This window comes from Pelomonas nitida (genome assembly GCF_043555975.1).
Taxonomy (GTDB): Bacteria; Pseudomonadota; Gammaproteobacteria; order Burkholderiales; family Burkholderiaceae_C; genus Pelomonas; species Pelomonas nitida.
In genome coordinates this window covers 97,705-124,323 of the sequence record NZ_JBIGIA010000007.1, presented here as the reverse complement: position 1 = coordinate 124,323, position 26,619 = coordinate 97,705, and the positions used below count along the sequence as shown (strand labels likewise).

Genomic DNA, 26,619 nt, shown 5'->3' with positions numbered 1-26,619 from the left:
CAGGGCCGGCGTGCAGCCGGCCCGAATGCTCAGAACGAGGCCTTGAACTGCACGCCGTAGCTGCGCGGCTCGTTGACGATGCCGGTGAGGTTGTTGAAGTCGATGGCCGCGATGACCTGGCGGTGGTTGGTGATGTTGCGGGAGTAGGCCGCCACCTCGTACTTGCCGCTGTTCCAGGCGTAGCCCGCGCGCAGGCCGCCTTCCAGCGCCGACTTGGCGCGGTACTCGGCCGCCTCGTACAGGAACATGTTGTATTTGTCCTTGTAGGCCCAGTCGGTCAGCACGGTCAGTTCGCCAGCGCCCAGCTCGGTGCTGTACTTCAGCGTCCAGTTCCACACCACCTTGGGCGCGCGCGGCAGTGAATTGCCGTTGATGCTGACCGTGCCGGCCAGCGGACCGGCCGGGTCGAGCACCGTGCAGCCATTGCCGCAGGGGGCGACGAACAGGCCGGCGTCCTTGATCTCGGTGTCGTTGTACGAGAAGCCCAGCGTCGTGCGCCAGTCGCGCGCGATGATGGCCTGCGCATCGATCTCGAAACCCTGGCCTTCCGCCTTGGCGGCGTTGACGAGACGGTTCTGGTTGGTGGCGCCGGAGCCGGCGGTGAGCTGCATGTCCTTCACGCGGTACTTGAACACCGTGCCGCTGATGCGCGCGGTGTTGTCCAGCAGGTCGGCCTTGAAGCCGGCCTCCACGGAGAGCACCTTCTCGGAGTTCGCCACCGAGATCGAGTCGCCGAACAGCACGCGGCCCTGGATGGACGGCGCCCGGTAGCCGGTGGCCACGCGCGCGAACACGCTGGTGGCCTTGTCGAGGCTGTAGTTGGCGCCCAGGTCCCAGCTCCAGTTGGTGGCCTTGGGGTGGGTGGTGATGGTGTTCAGCGCGGTGAAGGTCCCCATCTTGACGCGTGAGGCGTCGAAGTCCTTCTTGTCGTCGGTGTAGCGCAGGCCGGCGGTCAGCTTGAGGTCGGGTGTGACGGCGTACTTCAGGTTGCCGAACACGGCCCAGGACTTGGCTTCCTGGTGCTGCACGGCGTAGCCGTTCTGCGGATCGCCGGCGGCGAAGGTGTCGTAGTTGAAGCTGTCCACCTGCAGCTTCTCGTTGAAGTAGTAGAGGCCGGCGATCCACTGCAGTGCCGCGCCGGTGTTGGACTGCAGGCGGAATTCCTGCGTCGTCTGGCGCAGATAGGGGATGCCGTCGGCGGTCTGGGAGTCGAAGGGGATGTTGGCCTTCTGGCTGCCGTAGTCGGGGCCCGACGGCGGGGCGTAGGGCGCGCCGAAGCCGCCGTCCACGTCGCCGCGGCTGTAGAACTTGGCGCGGTCGTGGGCGGTGATGGAGTACAGCGACACGCCGTCGAAGTCCCAACGCAGCCGCGCGCTGACTTCGCCGGACTTCAGCGTCTGCGAGTTGTAGCCGTCCGTGGGGTAGTAGGCGTCGTCGTAGCCGTCGACGAGGTCGTTGCTGCCCTTCTTGATGATGTTGGCGCGGAAGGTCGTGGCCGTGCCCTTGTAGTCGCGGGCCTGGACCTTGAAGAGGCCTTCGAAACGGCCGCTCTTGTAGAGCGCCTGCAGGCGCAGCGCCTTGTCGTTGTAGCCCTCGAGGTCGGCGGTCGCGCCGGCGCTGGCCGCCAGCGGGTTGTGCACGCGGTCGCTCTGGCGCTGCGCGAGGCCGGCCACGCGCAGCTGCAGGTCGCTGTTGACCGGCACGTTGACGGCGGTCTCCAGGTTCACCGCGCTCCAGCGGCCGAAGCCGAGGTTGGCGTAGCCCTCCAGCCGCTTGGTCGGGCGGGCGGAGTCGAACTTCATGACGCCGGCCGGCGAGTTGCGGCCGAAGAGCGTGCCCTGCGGGCCGCGCAGCAACTCCACCTGCGCCATGTCGAACACCGGGAAGCCCTTGAGCGCGATGCTTTCCTGCACGACGTCGTCGTAGACCAGCCCCACGGGCTGGGAGGCGTTCATGTCGAAGTCGGTGTTGCCCAGGCCGCGCACGTAGAAGCGCGGGAAGGTGCGGCCGTAGTCGGACTCGATGTTCAGGCTGGGCACCTTGCCCGACAGCGCGCGGATGTCCTGGCCGCTGGCGTTGTAGGTGTCCAGCTCTTCCGACTTGATCGCGGAGATCGACAGCGGCACCTCCTTCAGGTTCTCGGCCCGGCGGCTGCCGGTCACGATGACGGCCTGCAGCTGGTTGACCTCCTTCTTGGCCTCGGGTGACGGCGCCTCCTGCGCCAGGGCCAGGCCGGTCGGGAAGGCCGTGCTCAGCGCCAGCGCGAGCAGGGTGGGCGAGATGCGGGGAATCGGCATGAAAAGTCCTCGGGTTGCGGGTAGACGAACGGGAGACACGCCGGCAGGGGGATGCCGCTGATTGCTACTGGATGGTAAAGATCGGTCCGCTCGGCCAACCCTGCCGGCAACCCGCGTCTGTTGTACGTTTGCTGCACTGCGATACTGAGGAAAACCCAGCTTCCTGCCGCCCTCCGCCCATGCGCTTCATCACTGCGAATCTGAACGGCATCCGCTCGGCCTCGAGCAAAGGTTTCTTCGAGTGGCTGGAGCGCCAGCAGGCCGACGCCGTGGGCGTGCAGGAGCTCAAGGCGCAGGCGGACGTGGTGGAAGACAAGTTCCGCCGCTGCGACCGCCTCGACGGCCACTTCCATTACGCCGAGAAGAAGGGCTACTCGGGCGTCGGCCTCTATACGAAGGAAGCGCCCAGCGACGTCATCACGGGCCTGGGCATCGCCGAATTCGACAGCGAGGGGCGCTGGATCGAGAAGCGCTTCGACAAGCCGGGCCGCAAGCTCAGTCTCATCAGCGTCTACTTTCCGAGCGGCACCAGCGGCGAGGAGCGCCAGGCCGTGAAGTACCGTTTTCTCGACGCCGTGTTCCCGCACCTGCAGGCGCTGAAGGCCGAGCGCGAGTTCATCCTCGTCGCCGATGTGAACATCGCGCACAAGGAAATCGACCTGAAGAACTGGCGTGGCAACCAGAAGAACAGCGGCTTCCTGCCCGAGGAACGGGCGTGGCTGACGCGGCTGTTCGATGCGACGACGGGCGGCGGGCTGGTCGACGTGTTCCGCACGCTGAACGACAAGCCCGAGCAATACACCTGGTGGAGCAACCGCGGCGCCGCGCGCGCCAACAACGTCGGGTGGCGGCTGGACTATCACCTGGCCACGCCAGGTGTGGCCGCGCTGGCCCGCAGCGAGGCCATCTACACCGGGCAGTTGTTCAGCGACCACGCGCCGCTGACCATCGACTACGACTTCACGCTCTGACCGGGCGGCGCCGCAAGCTGGTGCCTGAGGGCCGCCGCGGGGCGGGTGCGCACTGCTATGGGGCGATTGACCGCTTGACCACAGGGCAATCCCGGGGGGCGCTGGCCCGGAAACTGCGTACCGGCGCAGGACAATTCCGCCCTCGCGCGCGGGCTACCTCCCGCGTGCGTCCGCCTCAAGCCCGCCCTATCGGGTCCACCTGGAACGCATGACGTGACGATTCCCTCTCCCTCGGCCGCACCGACCACGGCGCCAGCCACCATCCTCGGCCAGCCCAACCAGCTGTTCGTCCTGTTCTTCACCGAGATGTGGGAGCGGTTCTCCTACTACGGCATGCGGGCGCTGCTCGTGCTGTTCCTGGTGACCGAAGCCAGCAAGGGCGGCTGGGGCTGGAGCCGGGCCGACGCGACCAACCTCTACGGCTGGTACACCGGCCTGGTCTACCTGACGCCCATCCTCGGCGGCTTTGTCGCCGACCGCCTGCTGGGCACGCGCCGCTCGGTGCTGCTGGGCGGCTTCATCATCGCGGCCGGTCACATCGCCCTGTTCATGGAGACGGTGCCGATGTTCTACGCCGGCCTGGGCCTCGTCGTGCTGGGCACGGGCCTGTTCAAGCCCAACATCTCGGCCATCGTCGGCCAGTTGTACGGCCCGGGCAACGAGGGCCAGCGTGACGGTGGCTACACGCTGTTCTACATGGGCGTGAACGCAGGCGCCTTCTTCGGCATCTCGCTGTGCGGCTACATCGGCGAGAAGATTTCCTGGAACCTCGGTTTCGGCCTGGCGGGCGTGTTCATGATCCTGGGCGCCATCCAGTTCTGGCTCAGCCAGGGCCTGTTTGGCACCATCGGCGACAAGATCGACGCCGCCAAGAAGGTTGTCGAGGAGAAACTGGACGACACGCCCGAGCATGTCGTCGCCGACCGGCTGAAGGCCATCGTCGTGTTCTCGTTCTTCACGATCTTCTTCTGGTTCGCCTTCGAGCAGGCCGGGGGCTCGATGACCATCTTCGCGGCCGACTACACCGACCGCACGCTGGTCGGCACCGCCGGCTTCGCCTTCAAGATCGTCAACACCGCGATGACGCTGATCCCGGCGGGCATCCTGTCCTGGCTGCTGTTCAAGCTCTACCGTTCCACGGGCGGCCAGTACGCGCTGGCCAATGCGTCGCTGGCGCTGGCCTTCGCCGTCATCTGGGGCCTGAGCCTGTGGATGCTGGGCCGCGAGTTCGCCATGGACCAGACCGAGGTGCCGGCCACCTGGTTCAACGTGCTGAACAGCCTCTTCATCGTTGTGCTCGCGCCGATGTTCTCCAGGGTCTGGGAGAAGCACTGGAACCCCTCCGGCCCGGTCAAGTTCGGCGTCGGCCTGGTGCTGCTGGGCCTGGGCTTCGCGGTGCTGTCATACGGTGCGTCGGGCATTCCGCAGGGCGCCAAGACGGCGCAGATCAGCATGATCTACCTGTCGCTGGCCTATCTGTTCCACACCATGGGCGAGCTGTGCATCTCGCCGGTCGGCCTGTCGTACATCTCCAAGCTGGCGCCCACGCGCCTGCTGGGGCTGATGTTCGGCGTCTGGTTCCTGAACACCGCCATCGCCAACAAGATCGCCGGCTCCACCGGGGCGGTCATCGACGAGGTGTCCACGCACTACTCGATGTCGACCTTCTTCCTGATCTTCACGGTCATCCCCATCGGCGCCGGCCTCGTGCTGATGCTGATGACGCGGCTGATGAAGAAGTGGATGCACGGCGTCCATTGAGCCTGCGAATCGCTGCGCCCCGTGTTGGGGCGCGGCCGCCGCGCCAGCCAGCCGCCTCCGGGCGGCTTTTTTTCGCGCGGCTTTTACATGCTTGCCCACAGTTCTGCACTGATGACAAGAGGTGTCAGCAGTGTCTACGGGTTTTACGGTTTAGGGTTACAGCGCGGACTGTGATTTGCTTACAGTCGCGCGCTTGCTTCGGAGCCCCTCATGAGAACAAACCGCCTGGCGCTGCCCCTGTCATCCCTCGTCGTTGCTTTGCTGGCTGCCTGCGGCCAGCAGCAGGGTGGTCCCGGCGGTCACGCCGGCGGCCCGCCGCCCGTGTCGGTGGCGCCGGCCACCCAGCGCGTGATCCAGGAATTCGACGAATTCACGGCGCGCCTGGAGGCGCCCGATACCGTCGACGTGCGCTCGCGCGTCGCCGGCACCATCGAGGCCGTGCGGTTCACGGAGGGCGAATTCGTCCGCAAGGGTCAGCTGCTGTTCACGATCGATTCGCGCGCCTTCCGCGCCGAGGTGGCGCGCGCCGAAGCCCAGGTGGCGGCGCTGAAGACGCAGGCCGAGCTGGCCCGTGCCGACCTCGGCCGCTCCGAGAAGCTGGTCAGCGTCAACGCGGTGAGCCAGCAGGAAGTCGACCAGCTGCGCGCCACGCTGCGCAGCGCCGAGGCCAACCAGAAGGCCGCCGAGGCCGCGCTGGTGCAGGCGCGCCTGAACGTCGAGTACGCCAACGTGACCGCGCCCGTCAGCGGCCGCACGTCGCGCGCCAACGTCACGCCGGGCAACCTGGTGGGCGTGGGTGACGCGGTGCTGACCACGCTGGTCTCCAGCGACCGGGTCTACGCCTACTTCGATGCCAGCGAAGCCACCTACCTGAAGTACATGCGCGCGGCCAAGCCCTCGACGGCCGTCGTGCAGATGGGTCTGTCCAACGAGCAGGGCTACCCGCACGCGGGCAAGCTGGACTTCGTCGACAACCGGCTGAACCCGGCCACCGCGTCCATCCGCGCGCGCGCCGTGTTCGACAACAAGTCGGGTCAGTTCACGCCCGGCCTGTATGCCCGCGTGAAGCTGGGTGGCAGCGACAGCTACACCGGCGTCGTCGTGCCCGACCGCGCGATCACGACCGACCAGACGCACAAGGTCATCCTCATCGTCGGCGCCAACAACATCGTGCAGCCGCGCCCCGTCACGCCGGGCGCGCTGATCGACGGCATGCGCGTCGTCGACGGCGTGAAGCCGGGCGAGCTGGTCATCGTCGACGGCCTGCTGCGCGCCTTCCCCGGTGCGCCGGTCACGCCGCAGGTGCTGAAGGTGGACGACAAGGGCATGCCCCTGCCCGCCGCTCCGGCGCCCGCCGCCTCGAAGTAAGCAAAGGCTGCCCCCGCCATGGACATCTCACGCTTCTTCATCGACCGGCCGCGTTTCGCGACCGTGTTGTCCCTGTTCATCTTCCTGATCGGCGCGCTGGCCATCCCGCTGCTGCCGATCTCCGAGTACCCCGAGGTCGCGCCGCCGCAGGTCGTCGTGCGCGCCCAATACCCCGGCGCCAACCCGCGCGTGATCTCCGAGACGGTGGCCACACCGCTCGAGGAGCAGATCAACGGCCTCGAGAACGTGCTCTATTTCGAGAGCCAGGCCACCGGCGACGGTGCCATGACGCTGACGGTCACGTTCAAGATCGGCACCCACCCCGAGGCGGCCGAGACGGCCGTGCAGAACCGCATCAACCGCGCGCTGCCGCGCCTGCCCGAGATCGTGCGCACCATCGGTGTGACGACCGAGAAGGCGTCGTCCAACCTGACGATGGTGGTCCACCTCGTCAGCCCGGACAACTCGCGCGACGCGCTCTACCTTCGCAACTACGGCACGCTGAACGTGCGCGACGACCTGCTGCGCGTGCCCGGCATGGGCTCGGTGCTGAGCTTCGGCGCGGGCGACTACGCGATGCGCATCTGGCTGGACCCGCAAAAGCTCGCCGCGCGCGGCATGACGGCGTCCGAGGTGGTCGGTGCCATCCGCGAGCAGAACACGCAGGTCGCGGCCGGCGTGGTCGGCGCGTCGCCGGCCCCCAAGGGCACGGACTTCCAGCTCGCCATCAACGCCCAGGGCCGCCTGGCCAGCGAGGAAGAGTTCGGCAACATCATCGTCCGCACCGACACCAAGACCGGCGCCTTCGTCCGCGTGAAGGACATCGGTCGCGTCGAGATCAGCGCCAACACCTACGCGCTGCGCAGCCTGCTGAACAACAAGGAAGCCGCGGCCATCGCCATCTTCCAGGCGCCCGGTTCCAACGCGCTGGCCATCTCGGACAACGTGCGCAAGACGATGGAGCGCCTGAAGCCCAGCTTCCCGGCGGGCGTGGACTACGCCATCGTCTATGACCCGACGCGCTTCGTGCAGAGCTCCATCGAGAAGGTCGTGCACACGCTGTTCGAGGCCATCGCGCTGGTGGTGCTGGTCGTCATCGTCTTCCTGCAGACCTGGCGTGCCTCCATCATCCCGCTGGTGGCCGTGCCGGTGTCCATCGTCGGCACCTTCGCCGTGCTGCTGGCGCTGGGCTTCTCCATCAACACGCTGACGCTGTTCGGCCTCGTGCTGGCCATCGGCATCGTCGTGGACGACGCCATCGTGGTGGTCGAGAACGTCGAGCGCAACATCCAGGACGGGCTCACGCCGCATAACGCCACCGTCAAGGCCATGCAGGAGGTCTCCGGGCCCATCATCGCCATCGCGCTGGTGCTGTGCGCCGTGTTCATCCCGCTGACGCTCGTGCCGGGCCTGTCGGGCCAGTTCTACAAGCAGTTCGCCGTCACCATCGCCATCTCGACGGTGATCTCGGCGTTCAACTCGCTGACGCTCTCGCCCGCGCTCGCCGCCATCCTGCTGCGCCCGCACGACGCGCCCAAGGACGCGCTGATGCGCGGCATGGACAAGGTGTTCGGCCCGTTCTTCCACTGGTTCAACCGCTTCTTCCACCGCCGCTCGGAAGACTACGGCCGCGGCGTGACGGGCATCCTCAAGCGCAAGTCGCTGGCGCTGATCGTCTACGCGCTGCTGCTGGGCGCCACGGCGCTGATCTTCACGCGCATTCCCAGCGGCTTCGTGCCCGCGCCGGACAAGCAGTACCTGATCGGCGTGGCCCAGCTGCCGGCCGGCTCCAGCCTGGACCGCACGGAGGAAGTCATCCGCCAGATGAGCGCCATCGCGCTGAAGGTGCCCGGCATCCAGGACTCGGTGGCCTTCCCCGGCCTGTCGGTCGCCGGCTTCTCGGCATCGCCCAACGAAGGCATCGTGTTCTTCGGCCTGGAAGACTTCGACAAGCGCACCTCGCGTGACAAGAGCAAGGAAGCCATCCTCGGCCAGGTCAACGGTGCCATCCAGCAGATCCAGGGCGCGCGCATGTTCGTCGTGCCGCCGCCGCCCGTCGATGGTCTCGGCATCGCCGGTGGCTTCAAGATCCAGGTGCAGGACCGCAGCAGCCAGGGCGAACAGGCGCTGTACGGCGCCGCCTGGGGCGCGCTGGGCCAGATCTACGGCAACCCGGGCACCAGCATCGGCACGCCGTACTCCAACTACGACATCAACGTGCCGCAGCTGTTCGCCAACGTCGACCGCGTGAAGGCCAAGCAGATGGGCGTGCCGCTGGCCTCCATCTACGACACGCTGCAGATCAACCTCGGCTCGCTGTACGTCAACGACTTCACCAAGTTCGGCAAGACCTACCAGGTCATCGTGCAGGCCGACGCGCCCTTCCGCGCCAAGGCCGACGACGTGGTGCAGCTCAAGACCCGCAACGACGCCGGCGAGATGGTGCCGCTGGGCTCGCTGATGAGCGTGGAGCCCACCTTCGGCCCGACGCGCGTGACGCGCTACAACGGCTTCCCCAGTGCCGACATCAACGGTGCGCCCAAGCCCGGCTTCTCGTCGGGCCAGGCCGAGGCCGAGATCGAGAACATCCTGAAGACGCTGCCGCGTGGCTTCGGCTACGAGTTCACCGACCTCAGCTACCAGGACCGCCTGACCCGCAGCGTCACGGTGCCAGGACTCAACATCCAGGTGCCGACGCTGGCCGCGGTGCTGGCGTTCTCGGTGCTGCTGGTGGTGCTGGTGCTGGCCGCGCAGTACGAAAGCTGGAGCCTGCCGCTGGCCATCATCCTGATCGTGCCGATGTGCATCCTGTCGGCGCTGTTCGGCGTGTGGATCTCGCACTTCCCGCCGTTCATGCAGTCCGGTGACCTGAACATCTTCACGCAGGTGGCGCTGGTCGTGCTGGTGGGGCTGGCGTGCAAGAACGCCATCCTGATCGTGGAGTTCGCCAAGGAGCTGGAGGAGCACGGCCGCTCGGTGGCCGATGCCGTCATCGAGGCCTGCCGCCTGCGGCTGCGCCCCATCCTCATGACGTCCATCGCGTTCTGCGCCGGCGTCGTGCCGCTGATCCTGGGCTCCGGCGCCGGCAGCGAGATGCGCCGCGCCATGGGCATCGCCGTGTTCGCCGGCATGCTGGGCGTGACCTTCTTCGGCATCTTCCTGACGCCGGTGTTCTACAGCCTGCTGCGCAAGGGCACCGAGAAGCGCCGTGCCCGCGCGGCCGCGCTGAAGGCACAGATCGACGCCTCGGCCCATGCCTTCCACCCCGGCGTCGATGAAGACGCCCCGCCGACCCCGAAGGAGGGCCACTGAAATGAAAGCCCGACTGTCCCTCCTGGCCGCCGCTGCCGTGCTGGCCGGCTGTGCCGCACCGGGTCTCTCGCAGGGGCCGCAGAACCTCGCGCCCGAGACGTTCGCGCAATTGCCCGCCGCTGACGGCGCCGCCACCGGCGCGGCGCAGATGACGGCGGCCTTCGTCGACAGCACGCAGCTGCAACGCGTCGTCGACGAGGTGCTGGCCAACAACCGCGACCTGCGCGCCGCCGCCGCGCGGCTCAAGCAGGCCCAGGCGCTGGCTGATGCCGCCGGCGCGCAACGCCTGCCCACCGTGGGCGCCGGCGCCAGCGCCAGCCGCCAGCGCGCGGCCAACGACGCGGGCCAATACGTCAACTTCAACGCCTACAGCGCCACCGCCACGGCGCAGTGGGAGGTCGACCTGTGGGGCCGCGCGTCGGCCAACGCGCGGGCGGCCGGCTATGACGCCCAGAGCGCCGAACTGGACCGCGACGCCGCCCAGCTCAGCCTGGCCGGCACGGCGCTGAACCTGCAGGCCCAGCTCATCGGCCTGGGCCACCGCCTGAAGCTGGCCAAGGAGACGCTGGTCGTGCAGAACCAGCTGCTGGACCTGGTGAAGGCCCGTGTCGGCGCCGGTCGCGGCACGGCCGTCGACCAGGCCCGCGCCGAGGCGCTCGTCGCGCAGACCACGGCCAGCGTGCCGGCGCTGCGCAATGCCGCCTGCCTGGTGCGCCTGCAGCTCGACGTGCTGCGCGGCCAGCCGCCGGCCGACTGCGACCGTGCCGACAGCGACCCCCTGCCGCCGATGCCGGAGCCGCGTCTCGTCAGCCTCGGCGCGCTGCCCAACCCGGCCGGCCTGCTGGCCGCCCGCCCCGATGTGAAGGCCGCGGCGCTGCGCGCACAGGCCGCCGCGTCCCGCGCCCATGTGGCCTGGGCCGCGCGCTGGCCCAGCCTGGGCCTGACCGGCCAGATCGGCTGGAGCGCCGGTGCGGCCGGCGACCTGTTCAAGAGCGGCACGCAGATCCACAGCATCGCCGCCGCGCTGAACTGGAACTTCCTGGACTTCGGCGCGCGGGCGGCCGAGGAACGTGCGGCGCGTGCCGGCTTCGACGCCGCCGTCGCGGCCGCCGAGCAGGCGCAGCTGACCGCGCTGCAGGACGCGCAGGGCAGCCTGTCCACGCTGCGCGAGATCGAGCAGCAGGCGGCCGCCCAGGCCACCGCGGCCGAGGCCACCCAGCGTGCCCGCGACCTGGCCCTGAAGCGCTACGAGGCCGGCGTGACCGACTTCTACGCGCTGCTCAGCGCCGAGCAGGAGCGCCTGGCCGCGCAGGATGCGCTGATCCAGGTGCAGACCAGCCGCGCCACCTCGCTGCTGGCCGTGCACAAGGCCTTCGCGGCCCGGCTGACGGCCGCCGCCAGCTAACTGGCGGCGACGATGCGCGCCGCCAGCAGCGTCACGCTGCGGCGGTAGGCGTCGGCCACCGCATCGGCCTGCGCGCCGCAGGGCACGGCGAGTTCCGCCGCGCCGGGCAGCGGCAGCTCGGTGCCGGCCGGGGCCTGCAAGGGCAGCCAGTGCCAGCGGGCGCGCAGCTGCAGCCGCAGGCCGGCGCCGTCCGGCCGGGCCAGCCAGTCATCCACCTGCACCACCAACCGCAGTGACTCACCCTGCGGTGCCTGCGGCTTGCCCAGCGTGACCGCATAGGGCTGGCGCAGGCGCCAGAGGTCTTGCGCCAGCAGGCGCGGCAGTGCGTCCCGCAGCGGCTCGGCCCAGCGAGCCTCGGGCAGCGGGCGCAGGCCCGCGCTGCCTTCGGCGACGAGGATCTCATCGCGGTCCAGCAGGTCGGGCAGCGCCACCTGCGGGCTCAGCACCCAGGCGCGTTGGTCGCGGCCCGGCGCGTGGCCCGGGGGCAGCTCGGGCAGGCCCGTCAGGCCATAGAGGCGGCGTGGCGGCGCGCTGCGCGACGCGCAGCCGGCCAGCGCGGCCGCGGCGAGCAGAAAGACCGCATCGCGGCGGCGCAGCTCCCTGGTTGGGTGGTTCATCGGGCGGGCTCCGCAACGGGTGGAGAGACGGGGGCCGGCGCGGCGACGTCGGGCTGGCGGCCCAGCAGCAGCTGCTGCGGCTGGGCATCCAGCGAGCGCGCCAGGCCGCGCAGCGCGCGGGCGGCCTGCGACAGCTCTTGCATCGTGCGCTCGGTTTGCTGCAGCAGGGGGCCATCGCCATCGGCGGCCTCGCGCAGCGAGGCGCTGGCCTGGGCCAGCTCGTTCAGCGAGCGCTGCAGGTCGCGCACGGCGGGGCCTTGCGGGTCGAGCAGGGCGCTGGCCCGGTCGGCACCTTGGTCGAGCTTGTCGGCGGCGCCGGACACCTTGTCGCCCGCGCGGTCCACGCTCGCCAGCGCCGATTCGGCGCCGCGCGTCAGCGGGCCGGCGCGGCGGTCCAGCTGCGCGGCCAGGCTGCGCGCATGCGTCGCGGTGGCGGCGAAGTCCTTCATGCCCTGCTTGAGCTCCGGCGCCGTGATCAGCGTGCGCGCCGCGTTGGCGATGCCGCTGAGGTCGTCGACGATCTTCTTCAGGTCCACGCTCTCCAGCTGGTCCTTCAGGGCCTGGAAAGCGGTGGCGCTGGTCGGGATCTCGGTCGCGTCACCCGTGTAGCCGCCATGCGTGCGGCCGGGCGGTTTGGTACGGAAGTCCAGGTCCACGTAGAGCTGGCCGGTCAGCAGGCTCTGCGTGCCCAGCTGCGCGGTCAGGCCGCGCTGGATGAGCTGCGGCAGGGCGTGGCCGATGTCGCCGTTGCCGCGCCGCCCGTCCAGGCCGCGCACGGCTTCGGCGTCCAGCTGCGCCAGCACCGGGATGGCGAAGGTGTCGCTCTTGCTGTCGTAGTGCACGCTGATGTCCGTCACGTCGCCGATGCGCACGCCGCGGAACACCACCGGTGCGCCTTTTTGCAGCCCGAACACCGAGCCCGAGAAGAACATCACCACCCGTTCGGGCTGCTTGAACCAGTGCTGCCCGGGCAGCGCGATGAGGGCCACCGCGAGCACGGCGAGGCCGGCGACGACAAAGGCGCCGATGGCGAACGGGTTGGCACGGCGACGCGTCATGCCGTCTCCTCCGAAGGATGTGCGGCCGGCGGGCGGCCGCGGGTCAGGAACTCACGCACGGCCGCGGGGCCGTGGTCGCGCAGCTCGGCGGGCGGGCCGAGCGCCGTGGCGGTGCCGGCGTCGACGTCCAGGAACAGCAGCCGGTCGGCCACGGCGAACAGGCTGTCCAGCTCGTGCGTGACCAGCACGATGGCCGTGCCGACCTCGTGCTTGAGCCGCAGCAGCAGGTCGTCCAGCCGCGCAGAGGTCAGCGGATCCAGCCCGGCGGAGGGCTCGTCCAGGCACAGCAGCGGCGGGTCCAGCACCAGCGCGCGCGCGATGGCGGCGCGCTTTCTCATGCCGCCCGACAGCGATGCCGGTTCGGCGTCGAAGGTGGCCGGGTCGGGCAAGCCGGCCAGTGCGAGCTTGAAGCGGGCCTGCTGTTCGCGCTGCGCCTCGTCGAGGTCGGCGTACAGCTCCAGCGGCAGCATCACGTTCTCGCCCACGGTCATGCTGCTCCACAGCGCGCCGGCCTGGAAGGCCACGCCGATCTCGCGGCGCGGCGGGTCGTCGCCGTGCACGTCGCGCGGCTCGCCGCCGGCGACCCAGGTGACGCGGCCGGTCTGCGGCGTCTGCAGCCCGATCATGTGGCGCAGCAGCGTGCTCTTGCCGCAGCCGCTGGCGCCGCAGATGGCCAGCACCTCGCCGGCGCGCACGTCGAAGCTCAGGTCGCGCTGCAGCTCGCGGCCACCGGCGTGCAGGCTCAGGCCCTGCACGCGCATCAGCACCTCCGCGTCGTGCGGGCCAGGCGCCGGGCCGCTCCCCAGCCGGCCCGCGCTGGCGCTGTGCTCGCGGCTTGACGCCGCGGGCATCGCCGACCCCTCGGGGGGCCGACCAAGGTTTGCGTGGGGCGGGGGGCTCATAGACCCAGCCGCTGGAAGATGACGGTCAGCAGCGAGGCGGCCACCACCATCCACACGATGGCCTGCACCACGGCGGCCGTCGTGGCCTCGCCCACGGCCTGGGCGCTGCGGCCCGCGTTCAGCCCCTGCCGGCAACCCGCCAGCGCCACGAGCACGGCGTACACGCTGCCCTTGATGAGCCCGACCGCCAGGTCCCAGCCGGCCAGCGCCTCGCGCGTCGTCGCCAGGTAGGCCATGGGCGGCACGTCGTACAGGCCCACGGCCACCGCCAGCCCCACGCCGAGGCCGGCCACGGCCGCGCACAGCGTCAGCAGCGGCCCGGTCACCAGCAGCGCCAGCATGCGCGGCAGCACCAGGTGCTCCACCGGGTCCACGCCCAGCGTGGTCAGCGCATCGATCTCCTCGCCCGCACGCATGCTGCCGATCTGCGCTGCGAACGCGGCGCCCACACGGCCAGCCAGCACGATGCCGACCACCAGCGCGGCGATCTCGCGCACGACGCCGATGGTGACCAGGTTGGCGATGAAGCTCTGCGCGCCGAAGCGCTGCAGCTGCTGCGCGCCCATGTAGGCCACGATCAGCCCCACCAGCGCGCTGACCAGCAGCACGATGGGCAGGCTGCGCGGGCCGGTCTGCTCGATCTGCCACAGCCAGTCGCTGCGCCGCATGGCCGTGCGGCCGCGCAGCAGCCGGCCCAGCGCCGCCAGCAGGTCGCCGACAAACTCGATGGTGCGGCGCCACTCGGGCACGGCGGTCGGGCTCGCGGCAGCCGGCGCCGCCACGGCTTTGGCCGGCGCCGAGGCCGGCGCTGCCGTGGACGGCGGCAGGCTCAGTGCCAGCAAGGGCCGCAGCGCCGCCGGCAGGCCCGACAACTCCAGCGCCACGCCGCCGCGTGCCAGCGGCGCCAGTGCCTGCCACAGCAGCGCGGCGAACGGCGGGCGCCAGTGCGAGAGGCCCGACGTGTCCAGCGCCACCTGGGTGCCGGGGGCGACGGTGAGCGCGGCGGGCGGCGCGGGCAGCGAGTCGCCTTCGCCCGCCCAGTCGCCGGCCAGCACCAGCCGCCATTGCCGGCCTTCGCCTTCCCAGCGGGCGCGCGACGTCGCCGCTGCGGTGGCGGGCGGGGCGGCTGAGGTGAAGGGCAGGGTTTGCGGCATGACGGGCCATGCTCGTTGCTCGCCGCGGCCCCGCCGCCCGGACGTGGACGGCGCCGCCTGTAGGACGCCGCGCCGCGACGGCCCGGGCGGCCCCCGCCGACAGGCGCGGGCGTCGCGGGACGACAGCCGCGCCCACGGCTGCTGCGCCCACTGGGCCGCCATCGCCGTCAAGAGGAGACGCCATGAAGCCTGTCGAGACCTCCCGCCCGTCGCGCCGCGGCGCTTCGAGCCTGCCTGCGGGTGACGCGTCGCGCCCGCAGGGGCCGTCGCTGCCACACGACCGCGACCAGCAGACGACCGCCACCGCCGCCACGCCCGACCCGCAGATGCGCCGCGCCGCCGCCGACCTGAAGCAGGGCCAGGTCGACACCGACCTGCGCGCCACGCCGGGCCTCGATGCCCAACGCCGCGGTGCGCTGGTCAGCGGTGGCGAGCGCGCCGCGAGCGACCGCAAGCCGCGCACCGGGCGCTGACGAGCGCGCCGGGGCGAACGGCAGCCCCGGCGGGGCGAGTGGCGAGCGCAGCGACTGCAAGCTCCGCTACGCTGCCCACCCATGTCCGTCCTGCCGCGTCGCTGGCGCCTGCCTTATCTCGCCCTGCTGGTCGTCGTCGCGCTGCTGCTCAGCGCCTCGGCCCTTGAGGGCTACCGCCTGAGCGGCGGCAAGCGCTTATGGGAGCCGTTCCTGTGGGAATTCAGCTCGATCGGCGTGACCGGTCTGCTGGTGCTCGGCTTGCATGCGCTGGTCGGGCGACTGAGCGGCATGCCGTGGCAGCGCCAGCTGGCCGTGCACGCGCTGGCGCTGCCGGCCTTCAGCCTGCTCCACATCGCCGGCATGTTCGGCCTGCGCCTGCTCGTCTACCGCCTCGTGGGCGTGGCCTACCACCCCGACGCCGTGACCAGCCTGCTCGTCTTCGAGGGCGGCAAGGACGCGGTCAGCTACATCAGCTTCTGCTTCATCTCGCGCGGGGTGTGGCTGGCGCAGGCGGCGCGGGCGCGTGTGCAGGAGCTGGAGCGCGCACGCCGCGAGCTGGCCGAGGAGCGCCTGGCGCGGCTGGCCGACCAGGTGCAGCCGCATTTCCTGTTCAACACGCTGAACCTGATCTCCTCGGTCATGTACGAGGACGTGCCGCGTGCCGACCGCCTGCTGTGCCAGCTGGCCGACCTGCTGCGCCAGACGCTGGCCGCGCAGCAGCGCGTGGAGCACACGGTGCGCGAGGAACTGGCGCTGGTGCAGCCCTTCCTCGCGCTGATGCAGGCGCGCTTCGGGCCGGAGCGGCTGGTCGTGCAGATCGACGCGGGCGACGCGGCGCTCGGCTGCCGTCTGCCGGCGCTGCTGCTGCTGGCGCCGGTCGAGAACGCGGTGAAGCACGACGTTGCCCGCCACCGTGGCCGCGTGACGGTGGAGGTGTGCGCGCACGCAGTGGGCGGGCGGCTCGTGCTGACCGTCAGCAACCATGGCGACACGCCCGTGCCGGCCGCCCCGCCCGACGCCGAGGGCGGCCTGGGCCTGCGCAACCTGCGCGAGCGGCTGGCGGCGCGTTACGGCGCGGCGGCGTCGGTCGCCTTCGGCCCCGAGGGCGCGGGCATGCGCTTGCGCGTGGAGCTGCCATGCGCGTGCTGATCGTCGACGACGAGCCCGCCGCGCGCGCCCGGCTGCGCCGGCTGCTGTCGGCCGAGGCCGATGTCGCCGAGCTGCTGGAGGCGCCTGACGCACCCACCGCGCTGACCCTGGTGAGCGCCCAGCCCGTGCCGCCCGACGTCGCGCTGCTGGACATCGAGATGCCCGGCGGCAACGGCGTGCAGCTGGCCGCCGCGCTGCGCGAGCGTGGCGTGCGCAGCATCGTGTTCTCCACCGCGCATGCCGAGCACGCGCTGCAGGCCTTCGAGCTGGCGGCGCTGGACTATCTGCTCAAGCCCTACCTGCCCGAGCGCCTGGCCGCCGCGCTGGCGCGCGTGCGCGAGCAGCTGGCGCGCCCGGCGGCGCCGGTCGGCGAGTGGTGGGTGGGCGGCGAGCGCGTGCGGCTCGCCGACGTGCAGTGGCTGTCGGCGGCCGACAACTACATCGAGCTGCACCTGCCGCCGCGCACCCTGCTGGAGCGCGCCACGCTGGCCGACGCGCTGGCCCGCCCCGGCTGGGCCGCACGTTTCCTGCGCGTGCACCGCAGCCACGCCGTCAACCCGGCGCACGTGCAGCGCATCGAACGCCTGGCCAGCGGCGAGGCGCTGCTGACGCTGGGCGGCGGCGAGGTGCTGCGCGTGTCGCGCGGCTACCGCGCGGCGCTGGATGCATTCGCCCCGCCGGCCTGACCATTCGCCCCAGCGCCCTCGCGCCGCGCCGGCCGGCCCGCGAAGCTGGCGGCCATGAACACCACCGCCACCCCCCGCCTGGCCTTCCTCGACGGCCTGCGCGTCGCCGCCTTCGCGCTGCTGATCCCGTACCACGTGGGCATGTACTACGTGACCTGGGACTGGCATGTGAAGAGCCCCGCCGCCAGCGACGCGCTGGAGCCCTTCATGCAGCTCAGCTCGCCGTGGCGGCTGAGCCTGCTGTTCCTGATCGCCGGCGCGGCCTGCCATGGCCTGTTCGCCAAGCGCGGCGTGCTCGGCACGCTGAAGGACCGCTCGTCGCGCCTGCTGCTGCCCCTGCTGTTCGGCATGGCCGTCATCGTCCCGCCACAGGCCTACTTCGAGGTGCTGACCAAGGCGCCGGTGCAGTTGCCGGGCGACGGTGGCTACCTCGACTTCTGGTGGGCCTATCTGCACGGTGGCAAATACTGCCGTGGCAACGACTGCCTGGACGTGCCGACGTGGAATCACCTGTGGTTCCTGCCCTATCTGTGGCTTTACGCCGTCGTCGGTGCGGTGCTGGCGTCACTGCGCCTGCGGCCGCGCGCGCTCGCGCTGCCCGCCTGGGCCTGGCTGCTGCTGCCCGCCGTGCCACTGGCACTGCTGCGCGTCTTCGTCATGCCGCACTGGCCCAGCACGCACGACCTGACGAACGACCTCTACAACCACCTGCAGTACGGCCTCGTGTTCGCGGTCGGCTGGGCCAGCCGCACGCCGCTGGCGCAAGGCCTGTGGCCGGCCGCTCTGCGGCTGCGCTGGTGGGCATTGAGCCTGGCGCTGGCCGGTTGGGCGGTGATGCTGGCCTTCAACAGCCGCTATGCCGTGGACACGCCGCCCGACGCCTTGCTGGCCGCGGCCCGCGCGTTGCGTGCGTCGCAGGCCTGGTGGTCCATCGTTGCCGCCTGCGGCTGGGCGCAGCGCGCCTTCCCGCGCGAGACGCCGTGGCTGCGCCAGGCCGGCGCGGCGGTGTTCTGCCTCTATATCCTGCACCAGAGCGTCATCGTGGTGCTGACGCAGGCCCTGAAGCCGCTGGCGCTGCCGTGGGGGCTGGAGGCGCTGCTGCTGATCGTGCTCACGCTGGCCGTCTGCGCCGCGGCCTATGCCGTGCTGCGCCGCGTGCCCGGCCTGGCGCTTTTGACGGGCATCCAGCGGCGCGCCGCGAGCCCGGCGCCGCGCGCCGCCACGCGGCTGCATTCGGCCTGATGGGGCTCAGGCCGACGCCCGCTGCTGGTGGCCGGTGGCGGTGTCCAGCACGGCCACACGGCCGCGCGCATCGGTCAGCAGCCAGCGGCCATCGTGAAAGCGCGCCACCGGCGCGTCGGCCTCGGGCCAATGCCAGCGCGCATGCAAGCGGCCGGTCTGCCAGTGCGCCAGCTCCAGCAGGTCGTGCTCGCCGTCGAAGCGCGCCATGAGCAGCCAGTCCTGCGCCGCCGCCTTGACCTCGGCACCTTCCAGCACGATGCCCTCGCCCTGCAGCCCGCCTTCCGACGCGACGTGGCGCAGGTGCACCCGCGCCCGGGCGTCGGCCGGCTGCGCCAGCAGCAGGTCCACGAGGCCGTGCCCGGCCACCATGCCGCGCGTCAGCGCGGGCGGGGTCGACGGCGGCGCCTCCAGCCGCGACAGCAGGCGCCGCCCGGCGTGCAGGTAGATCCACTGCTGCGCGTGCGCGTCGGGCGTCGGCGGGCCCAGCCACCAGTACTCCTTGCTGTCGTCGCGCTCGATCTGCAGCACGGGGCCGGGCAGGTCGGCCACGCGCCACAGCACGTCGCGCAGCTGGGGTGATTGCACGTCCAGCACATCCACGCGGCGGCCGGTGGCCACGGTCCAGCCGGTGCCGTCGAAGCGGTGGGCGAAGGCGTCGAGCCGGTGCATGCCCAGGTCGGTCCAGCGGCCGCTGGTGATGTCCAGCCGGCTCACGCGCCAGGCGTCGTCGCGCCGCGCCAGTGCCAGCGCGCTGCCGCCGCCGTCGGCCGGCACCAGCTGGTGCGCCGGCGCGGCAAAGTGGGCCAGCCGCCGGCCTCGCGCATCCAGCCGCACGGCGCCGCTCTCGCCCAGCGCCAGCAGCAGCTCGCCGTCGGGCAGTGGCACGGCGTCGAGCACGGCCTGCAGCCCGCCGGGCGGCAGTTCGCAGTGCACGGCCTCCTTGGCCTGCTGCAGCGGGCGTGGTGCCGGCAAGGCGCCGGCCTTGAGCGTGGGCAGGTCGGCGGACAGCGCGGCGTCGCCCGCCAGCTCCACCAGCGCGCGCAGCTGGGCGAGGTCCCGCCCGCCGGCGCTGCCGCTCAACGCATCGGCCAGCGTCGGGCCGGCCATCAGGGTGGCCAGCCGGCGCGTGGCCGGACTGACGGGCTTGGGCAGGCGCAGCAGTTCGTCGATCAGCGCCTGGCGCTCGGCGGCCAGGCCGGCGTCGGTCTGCAGGGCCTCGGCGAGCGCTTCGTGGGCCGGGAGCGTGTCGGGCCAACCGTGGGCGCGCCAGGCCAGGGCGCGCACCGCCACCGCGCCACCGGCCGCACTGGCCGTGTCCAGCCAGGCCAGCGCCTGCCCGCGTTCGGCCGCCAGCGGCCACAGCACCTGCACGGCCTCCAGCCAGCAGCCGCGGGCCGTCAGCGCCTGGGCCCAGGCCGAGCGCAGCTGCGCGGCGGCATCGGGCCAGCGGGATTGCAGCAGGTCGACGGCGGCGGCGAAGGCGTTGTCGCGCCGCGCCACGAGCACGGCGCGCCGCCAGTCACCGGCCACCGCGTACAGCCGCACGATCTGCGCGGCCGGCAGGTCCCAGCGGAAGGCGAGTTCGGCGGCATCGGCGGCGCGGCCGTGGCGCTCCAGCAGGTCCAGCGCTTCCTGGCGCAGCTGCATCAGCTCGGCCAGCACGAACACCGCCTCGTCGAGGCGGCCGGCGGCCTCCAGTTGCTGGGCGGCGCGGCGGTAGAGCGTGCGCAGATGGCGTTCCAGCTCGGGCCCGAAGTCGACCGACGCGCGCGCGCCGACGCCGTCGCCCAGCTGCAGGTCGCTGCGCGGCCCCAGCCGGCCGAAGGACTGGCCCAGCGATTGCCCGTTCCCGCCGAGCGGCACGGCGTGGCGCAGCGCGTCGTCGAGCCGGCCTTCGTCGAACATCGCGAGCATGCGGCGCATATAGGCCGCGTGCTGCGCGCCGAGCAGGCGTGCCAGCCCGGTGGTCAGCGACAGCCGCGCGGCCCACTGGCGCCACCGCGGCGGCACGAGCCGGCCCAGCGGCCGGCGCGCCCGCAGCCCGGGGGCCGCTGCCGTTGAGGCGGCGGTGGCCGCGCCGGGGCTGGCCGCCTGGCCCGACCCGCGCTTGCCGCCCGCTGGCGTCAGCAGGTAGCCGGCCGCGCCCAAGAGCAGCACCGTGCCCCAGCCACCGCCGCCGCTGCCGAGCCCGGCGATCAGCGCCAGCAACGCGGCACCGGCGAGCAGGGCCAACATCACGCCGCTGCTGCGGCCCGGCCGCCATCCGCGCGGCGTGGTGGCCGGTGCCGGGGGCGTGGTGCCGGCCGCCGGTCGTGTGGCCTGCAGGGCCTGCATCAACCGCTGTGCCTCGGGCGATGGGGCGCGCGGCACGCCGGGGCCGAGGATGTCGTGCAGCGGCCGCGCCTCGGCCACCAGCTGGCGCGGCGGTTCGGGCAGGCTCAGGTCCAGCGGCGTGATCAGCGGGATGTCCGCGTCCAGCCAGTCCGCCGGGTCCACGACGTCGGCGTCGCGCAGGTGCAGCGCGCGCAGCCGGCCGCCCTCGGCCAGCCAGACATCGGCCGTCGGCCGGCCGGCCAGGTCGGCGGGTTGCAGGGCCGCGCTGCACAGTGCGCCGGCCGTGCGCTGCAGCGGCCATGCGCGCAGCCGGTCGCAGTCCAGCGGCCGTGGCACGGGCAGGCTCTGCAGGTCGCCGTCGGCAAAGCGGTGCAGTGTTGCGCCGGCCGCCCAATGGGCCAGCACCTGGCGCCGCCGGGCGGCCTCGGGCAGCCAGGCCGCCGGCCACCACAGCGCGGCCACGAGGCGCCGGCCCGACAGCGTCGGGTGGGCGACGTCGGCGGGCGCCGTCAGGCTGTCGTGCTCAGTCATGCGTAGCCTCCCCGGCGGTGTCGTGCACGGTCAGCAGCCGTGTGCCGGTGGCGCCGTCCAGCACGATGAGCTGGCGCGACTGCGTCAGCAGCGCCACGCGGCCGGAGTCCGGGCAGACGCTGCATTGCGCGATCTTGTCGGGCAGCTCGATCAGCACCTCGCGTCGGTCCGGCAGGTCGCGGTACAGCAGCCGGGCGCTGCTGCCCTGCACGATCAGCGCGGGTGGTTGGTCGCCCTGGCTGAGGAGGCCCAGCGCGCGCTCGCCAGGGGGCAGCACCACCTCGCGCTCGACGACGCCGTCGGGGTCGTGCAAGCTGGTCAGCGCGTGCGCGCTCGACAACAGCAGCCAGGCCTCCTGCGCCGCCTGGCGCCGCAGCACGGCCAGCGCGCCCAGCCGGGGGGGCGACAGCCGCGGGCGTTGCGCGAACAGTACCCGCGCCTGCGGCGAGTCCAGCCGGCACAGGCGGCGGCGCATCGGTGTCTGCACGCCGTTGGCCGTGAGCTCGCGCAGCCACAGGCCGTTGCCGGCGAAGACGGCGTAGACCAGCCGATCCACGTCGAGCCGGGTCATGCCGATGACCGCTTCGTCCAGCATGCGCGCCGGTCCCTCGGGCCCGGTGTCGGGCCCCCAGCAGATCAGGCGGCCGCGCCGGTCGATGACGCAGGCCCGCGCGCGCGTGCTGGGCGCTGGTCAGCAGGGCCAGCGGCAGCCAGCGGCCGGCGGACACGGCCGGCTCGAACTCGTCGACCGGCGGGCGGGCGCGCGGGGCAAAGCGCGGCAGCTGCCAGAAGTGCAGCTGCTGGGCGTCCAGCCCGACGCCGAAGGCCTGGCCCTCGTTGAGCTGGGCCGCGACGAGCGGGCGCGCTGCCGACCATTCCTGCCGGCGCCATTTCGGCCGCCCCTGGCCGGGCGCCCGCAACTTGAACACCAGCATGGCGTGGCCCTCCAGCGCCGGCACGCCGACGTGCGTGCCCTTGCGGCTGAACAGCGGCGGGCGGTTCAGCGCCAGGCGCAGCCGTGCGTCCGGTCGCATCGGGGCGTGCAGGGCGGGCGCGCGCTGCTCGAAGTCGCCGCGCAGCAGCGGGGCGCTGACCTCGCCGGGCGGCAGCGGCAGTCGGGCGCTGCGCGAGGTGGTGGCCGTGGCGAGCTGCACGGCGAGCCCGTCGTCGGTCAGCGTGCGGCGCAGCGTCAGGCGGCGCTCGCCGCGCGCCGTCGTGGCCTGCGGTTGCGGCGCACCGATCCACCAGGTCTCCACCTCCGCCATGCCCAGGGGCGACTCAGGCCCCGGGGCGAGGCTGCGCCGCCAGTCGGCCTCGTGGGCGTCGTCCACCGGGGCCAGGCGGCGGGCCTTCAGCAGCTGGCGCAGCTGCGCGGGGTTCTCGGCGTCGTGCAGCTCGCCGGGGGACTGCAGCACGCCCCAGCGCAGGCGCCCGCCGAGGTCGGCCGCGCGGCGCGCCAGCAGCACCCAGGCGGCCAGATGGCCCAGGCGTGGCGCACCGAGTTGCAGGGGGCCGGCGTCGAAGATGGCGACCACGAGGCGGTCCGACGGCATGGCCCGCAGTTGCGGCGCCAGGAACAGGTGTTCCGTCGCCACCGCGCGGCGCAGGAATTCGTCGGGCAGCTCCTCGGCCAGCAGCCATTCGCTGGCCAGCAGTCGTTCGTAGGGCCCGCGCAGGCGCAGGTCGCCCAGGCCGTCGGGCTCCAGCGCACCGCGGCCGCCGGTGGCCGGCGCAGGCCCGACCAGCTCCGACAGCCGGCGCACCAGCTCGCCCAGCGCGTCGGCCAGCGCCGGCTCGAACCAGCCCAGCCAGGGGCGCCAGGGCTGCAGCGGCAGCGGCAGATCGACGGGCGTCATCGCAGGCCTTGCAGCGCCGAGTCGCTGGCGATCTGCGGGCGGTCCAGCGGCAGCGCGGCGGCCGGGTCGGGCCATAGCAGCAGCGGCTGGCGGCCATGCTGGCGGCGCAGCCCGCGGTCGACCAGGTCGTGCGCCAGGTCGGGTTCGGCGTGGGTGGGCAGCCACAGCGCGGGCGCCTGCGGGCTGGGCGCGGCGTAGCGCACGCCTTCGACCCAGGGCAGGTCGTCCGCCGCGCCGAGCACCACCAGCCAGCCCGGCGCGGCGACGAGCTGCAGCGTTTCGCGCTGGGCCGACGGCAGGCCGGCCAGGCGGGCGAGCAGGCTTGTCGTGACGGCGCCGACGGCCACGGCCGCCCGCGGTGCCGGCGCCGAGACGGCGGCTTGCCAGCGCCAGCTCATGTCGGCAGCGCGTCGTGCGTGGCGGCGAGGCCGGCGGCCAGGCGGCTGCGCAGCGCGGCCAGCTCGGCCGGCAACTGCTCGGGGGCGAAATTGGCGTCGATCTCGCGCAGCACCGCCTCGGCGCCGGGGCCGTCGGCGTCGGGCGCGCTCAGCCAGGCCTGCGCCGCCTCGGTCAGCCGGGCCAGGCGCGAGCGCGGCTGCAGCGTGGCTTCTTCGACGGCGTGGTGCAGGTGCGGATGCTCGGCCAGCGCGAACACGTCCTTCAGCGCCTGGCGCGCCTGCTGCTGCGCGGCCTGCGTGGGCAGCGCATACAGCAGCGGCCACAGGTCTGCCGGCCCGGCCTGCAGGCGCCCGGCCAGCACGGTGGCGGCGGCCACCAGGCGCTGCGCCTTGACGATGCGGCGGTCCGACAGGCGGATGCCGGCTGCGCGCAACTGGCGAAGTGCATCGGCCAGCGCGGGGCGCACGGCGTCCATCTGCACGTCGCGCAGGTGCCGGCCCAGCAGGTCCAGGTGGGTCAGCGCGCTGCCGTCTGCCACGGTCGCGAAGTCCGAGCGCCAGCCGCCCTGCAGCAGCGCCTCGAGCTGTTCATCGGGCACCGGCTCGACGAAGGCATGCAGCAGGAAGCGGTCGGCGAAGGCGGCGAGCGCCTCGTCGTCGGGCAGCGCGTTGGCGGCCCCCACGCAGACGCGCAGCGGGCAGTGCAGCTGCGTGTGCCCACGCCGGAAGCGCCGTTCGTTGAGCACGCCCAGCAGCGTGTTCAGGATGGCCGTGGAGCCGAGGAAGACCTCGTCCAGGAAAGCCACTTCCGCCTCCGGCAGCATGCCGGTGACGTCGGTCTCCACCGTGCCATCGCGCAGCTTGCGCAGGTCCACGGGACCGAACAGTTCGGAGGGCTCGGTGAAGCGGCCGAGCAGGTATTCGAAATAGCGCCCGCCCAGCGCATGCGCAACCCGGCGCACGACGGCGCTCTTGCCCGTGCCCGGCGGGCCCACCACCAGCAGGTGTTCCTGCGCGACGGCGGCCAGCACGATGAGCTCGGCCAGCGGTTCGCGGCCGACCAGGCCGGTGGTGGCGGATTGGATGGCCGTGCGCAGCTGACGCGCGGCGACTTGCAGGTCGGTCATGGCGGGTGTCGGCGCGCGGCCGTTCTTGGCGATGCGGCTCCGGCCGGTGCCTGCTGGCACCGCTCCTCCCGAGGCCCTGGCCCGCATTGTGCCGGCCGGCGGCGCGAAGTCCGACCAGTTGTTTCGCTAGGGTCAGCCGCGCGTTGCGCGAACCGGTCAGGCCGCCGCCTGGGCCGCGAGGCCTTCGCGCAGAAACACGCAATCGCCGCGCTCGAACACGCGCACCTCGCCGGGCAGGAAGGCCTGCCAGGCCTCGTCGTGCGTGAGCGGCTCGGTGGCCACCAGCGTCATGCAGTCCAGCGGGCCGTTCAGCGTGGCGAGGTCGACGCTGAGGTCACCATCGCGCAGCCGCACGTGGCCGAACGGCGGCTGGCGGCGCAGCCAGTGCAGCCGCGTGGAGGCGTGCGCCAGCAGCGCGCGGCCGTCGGTCAGCAGCATGTTGAAGCGGCCGTGCTCGGCGATCTCGTGCAGCCAGGGCGTCAGCGTGGCCGCCAGCTCCGGCCAGTCGGGCAGGTTGGTCCCGAAGCGCAGCTGCAGGCGCTGCATCAGCCAGCAGAACGCGCGTTCGCTGTCGGTCTGGCCGGCCGGCGTGAAGGCGCCCGTCAACCCGGGCTGGAAGTCCTTGAGGTCGCCGTTGTGTGCGAACACCCAGGTGCGCCCGCCCCAGCTGCGGCGAAACGGGTGGCAGTTCTCCACCGAGCGCACGCCCTGCGTGGCCTTGCGCACATGGGCAATGATGTTGCCGGCCTGCACCGGGTGGCGGCCGTAGTGCGAGGCCAGGTCGGACTCGGCGGCCGGGCGGTCCTCGACGACCACCTCGCAGCGCTCGCCGTCGTGGAAGGCGACGCCCCAGCCGTCGACATGGTCAGCCGTGCGGCCCCCCCGGGCGGCAAAGCCCCGCAACGAGAAGTTGGCGGCGGCCGGGAGGCGGCTGTTGAGGGCGAAGAGTTCGCACATCGGCGGACAACGGCAGTGGTGGTGGGAGGAGCAACGCCGCCAGTCTGACGAGGGATGACAGGAATGCCAACGATTCTTCCGTCATGAGCTCATGCGCACGTGCGCTTGTGCACGCGCCGTCAGGTCAGCTCCGCCGCAATCCCTAGTTTGTCGAAACGTTTTTTCGGGATGACGCGGGCGGGTAATTCGTTCACAAACACATTCAGCAACATTTACGCCAAATCGCAAACATGCTCTCCTACGCTTTAGGGAAATGGCTCGCAGGTGTGGGCCGAGGAGCACTGCCATGTGGATGAATGAGTTTGTTCAACCGGGTCAGGTGACGGGTCGCCGCGAAGAGCGGCGCCAGGCGGCATCCCTATCCACACAGTGGATGGGGTTGGTGCTGGAGGAGCTCGACCACGGCGTCGTGCTGCTCAACGGCGCGGGCCGCGTGCTGCATACCAACAACGCCGCTCGCGCGTCACTTGGCGACAACCACCCGCTGGAGCTCGTCGGCACGCATCTGCGCGCCCGGCTGCTCACCGATGCCGTGCCGCTGGCCGAGGCGCTGGAGGGCGCGGAGGCCAGCGGCCGGCGCTGCCTGTTGCGCCTGGGCGACGAGCGGGCTGACTGTGGCCGCGCCAACGTGGTTGTCGTGCCGCTGAACCGCGACGTCAGCCAGGCGGCTGTGTTGCTGATTCTGGAGCGCCGCCAGCTGTGTGGCGATCTGGCCGCGCAATGGTTCGCGTTGCGCTATCAGCTCACGCCGGCCGAGACGGAGGTGCTCAAGGCGCTGTCCAACGGCGTCAAGCCCGCCGAAGTCGCCCAGCGCCAGGGTGTGGCCATCTCCACGGTGCGCAGCCAGATCCAGAGCATCCGCGCGAAGAGCGGCGCCGACAGCATCGGCGAACTGATGCGCCAGCTGGCCCTGCTGCCGCCGCTGGTGTCGTCGCTGCGGCCGGTGGCCAAGCTGGTGAACTGACGTGCCGGTGAACCGATGGCCGGGCCCGACGCCCCTACCACGAATTGGCACAGGACG

At 72.1% G+C, this 26,619-nt stretch carries 20 protein-coding genes; 10 read left to right on the top strand and 10 right to left on the bottom strand.

All coding sequences use genetic code 11. The features are described from left to right. Positions 1–29: 29 nt before the first annotated feature. Positions 30–2,297 (bottom strand): TonB-dependent receptor, encoded by a 2,268-nt coding sequence (locus ACG00X_RS10925; protein WP_394488189.1) that lies wholly within the window; start codon positions 2,295–2,297, stop codon positions 30–32. A 179-nt stretch (positions 2,298–2,476) separates the two neighbouring features. On the opposite strand from ACG00X_RS10925, the gene ACG00X_RS10920 reads away from it, so the two are divergent. The 5 genes from ACG00X_RS10920 (at position 2,477) to ACG00X_RS10900 (ending at position 11,114) form a co-directional block, all read left to right on the top strand. Further along, positions 2,477–3,268: an exodeoxyribonuclease III gene (locus tag ACG00X_RS10920; RefSeq protein WP_394488187.1), complete on the top strand. Its 792-nt coding sequence runs from the start codon at positions 2,477–2,479 to the stop codon at positions 3,266–3,268. 213 nt (positions 3,269–3,481) lie between these two features. Further along, positions 3,482–5,029, top strand: coding sequence for a peptide MFS transporter (locus ACG00X_RS10915; protein ID WP_394488186.1), 1,548 nt, complete (start codon positions 3,482–3,484; stop codon positions 5,027–5,029). A 210-nt stretch (positions 5,030–5,239) separates the two neighbouring features. After that, positions 5,240–6,397 carry an efflux RND transporter periplasmic adaptor subunit gene (locus ACG00X_RS10910; RefSeq protein ID WP_394488185.1) on the top strand — a complete coding sequence of 386 codons (1,158 nt, stop codon included), beginning with the start codon at positions 5,240–5,242 and terminating at the stop codon, positions 6,395–6,397. 18 nt (positions 6,398–6,415) lie between these two features. Beyond that, positions 6,416–9,709 (top strand): efflux RND transporter permease subunit, encoded by a 3,294-nt coding sequence (locus ACG00X_RS10905; RefSeq protein WP_394488184.1) that lies wholly within the window; start codon positions 6,416–6,418, stop codon positions 9,707–9,709. A gap of 1 nt (position 9,710) precedes the next feature. Beyond that, entirely contained in the window at positions 9,711–11,114 is a 1,404-nt protein-coding gene (locus tag ACG00X_RS10900; protein ID WP_394488182.1) for an efflux transporter outer membrane subunit, read from the top strand. On the opposite strand, the gene ACG00X_RS10895 is transcribed toward ACG00X_RS10900, so the two are convergent. From ACG00X_RS10895 to ACG00X_RS10880, 4 genes are read right to left on the bottom strand one after another with little or no spacing between them, the layout of a single operon-like run. Next, complete coding sequence (locus ACG00X_RS10895; protein ID WP_394488181.1) at positions 11,111–11,731, bottom strand: PqiC family protein; 621 nt, start codon at positions 11,729–11,731, stop codon at positions 11,111–11,113. The two genes, ACG00X_RS10900 and ACG00X_RS10895, sit on opposite strands and share 4 nt — an antisense overlap. After that, complete coding sequence (locus ACG00X_RS10890) at positions 11,728–12,789, bottom strand: MlaD family protein (RefSeq protein ID WP_394488180.1); 1,062 nt, start codon at positions 12,787–12,789, stop codon at positions 11,728–11,730. The genes ACG00X_RS10895 and ACG00X_RS10890 overlap by 4 nt, the downstream gene beginning before the upstream one ends. Continuing rightward, the gene (locus ACG00X_RS10885; protein ID WP_394488178.1) at positions 12,786–13,640 is read right to left on the bottom strand and encodes an ABC transporter ATP-binding protein; all 855 of its coding nucleotides are present in this window, start codon (positions 13,638–13,640) and stop codon (positions 12,786–12,788) included. The genes ACG00X_RS10890 and ACG00X_RS10885 overlap by 4 nt, the downstream gene beginning before the upstream one ends. A gap of 47 nt (positions 13,641–13,687) precedes the next feature. Continuing rightward, positions 13,688–14,845 carry an MlaE family ABC transporter permease gene (locus ACG00X_RS10880; RefSeq protein WP_394488177.1) on the bottom strand — a complete coding sequence of 386 codons (1,158 nt, stop codon included), beginning with the start codon at positions 14,843–14,845 and terminating at the stop codon, positions 13,688–13,690. 182 nt (positions 14,846–15,027) lie between these two features. Between ACG00X_RS10880 and ACG00X_RS10875 the strand changes: the two genes are divergently transcribed. From ACG00X_RS10875 to ACG00X_RS10860, 4 genes are all read left to right on the top strand, one after another. Then, positions 15,028–15,318, top strand: coding sequence for a hypothetical protein (locus ACG00X_RS10875; RefSeq protein WP_394488175.1), 291 nt, complete (start codon positions 15,028–15,030; stop codon positions 15,316–15,318). A gap of 81 nt (positions 15,319–15,399) precedes the next feature. Continuing rightward, complete coding sequence (locus ACG00X_RS10870) at positions 15,400–16,467, top strand: sensor histidine kinase (RefSeq protein ID WP_394488173.1); 1,068 nt, start codon at positions 15,400–15,402, stop codon at positions 16,465–16,467. Further along, positions 16,455–17,153 (top strand): LytR/AlgR family response regulator transcription factor, encoded by a 699-nt coding sequence (locus ACG00X_RS10865; protein WP_394488172.1) that lies wholly within the window; start codon positions 16,455–16,457, stop codon positions 17,151–17,153. Before ACG00X_RS10870 ends, ACG00X_RS10865 begins: the two co-directional genes overlap by 13 nt. A gap of 54 nt (positions 17,154–17,207) precedes the next feature. After that, the gene (locus ACG00X_RS10860; protein WP_394488171.1) at positions 17,208–18,395 is read left to right on the top strand and encodes an acyltransferase family protein; all 1,188 of its coding nucleotides are present in this window, start codon (positions 17,208–17,210) and stop codon (positions 18,393–18,395) included. Positions 18,396–18,401: 6 nt separating this feature from the next. On the opposite strand, the gene ACG00X_RS10855 is transcribed toward ACG00X_RS10860, so the two are convergent. From ACG00X_RS10855 to ACG00X_RS10835, 5 genes are all read right to left on the bottom strand, one after another. Beyond that, positions 18,402–21,260 carry a bpX6 domain-containing protein gene (locus tag ACG00X_RS10855; RefSeq protein ID WP_394488170.1) on the bottom strand — a complete coding sequence of 953 codons (2,859 nt, stop codon included), beginning with the start codon at positions 21,258–21,260 and terminating at the stop codon, positions 18,402–18,404. Then, positions 21,253–21,855 (bottom strand): hypothetical protein, encoded by a 603-nt coding sequence (locus tag ACG00X_RS10850; protein WP_394488169.1) that lies wholly within the window; start codon positions 21,853–21,855, stop codon positions 21,253–21,255. Before ACG00X_RS10850 ends, ACG00X_RS10855 begins: the two co-directional genes overlap by 8 nt. A 1,257-nt stretch (positions 21,856–23,112) precedes the next feature. Next, complete coding sequence (locus tag ACG00X_RS10845) at positions 23,113–23,514, bottom strand: bpX5 domain-containing protein (protein ID WP_394488168.1); 402 nt, start codon at positions 23,512–23,514, stop codon at positions 23,113–23,115. Further along, complete coding sequence (locus ACG00X_RS10840; RefSeq protein WP_394488167.1) at positions 23,511–24,641, bottom strand: AAA family ATPase; 1,131 nt, start codon at positions 24,639–24,641, stop codon at positions 23,511–23,513. Before ACG00X_RS10840 ends, ACG00X_RS10845 begins: the two co-directional genes overlap by 4 nt. A 156-nt stretch (positions 24,642–24,797) precedes the next feature. Beyond that, positions 24,798–25,598, bottom strand: a complete 801-nt coding sequence (locus ACG00X_RS10835) for a class II glutamine amidotransferase (protein WP_394488166.1) — start codon at positions 25,596–25,598, stop codon at positions 24,798–24,800. Positions 25,599–25,890: 292 nt separating this feature from the next. On the opposite strand from ACG00X_RS10835, the gene ACG00X_RS10830 reads away from it, so the two are divergent. Next, positions 25,891–26,562 (top strand): helix-turn-helix transcriptional regulator, encoded by a 672-nt coding sequence (locus ACG00X_RS10830; protein ID WP_394488165.1) that lies wholly within the window; start codon positions 25,891–25,893, stop codon positions 26,560–26,562. Positions 26,563–26,619: the final 57 nt, after the last annotated feature.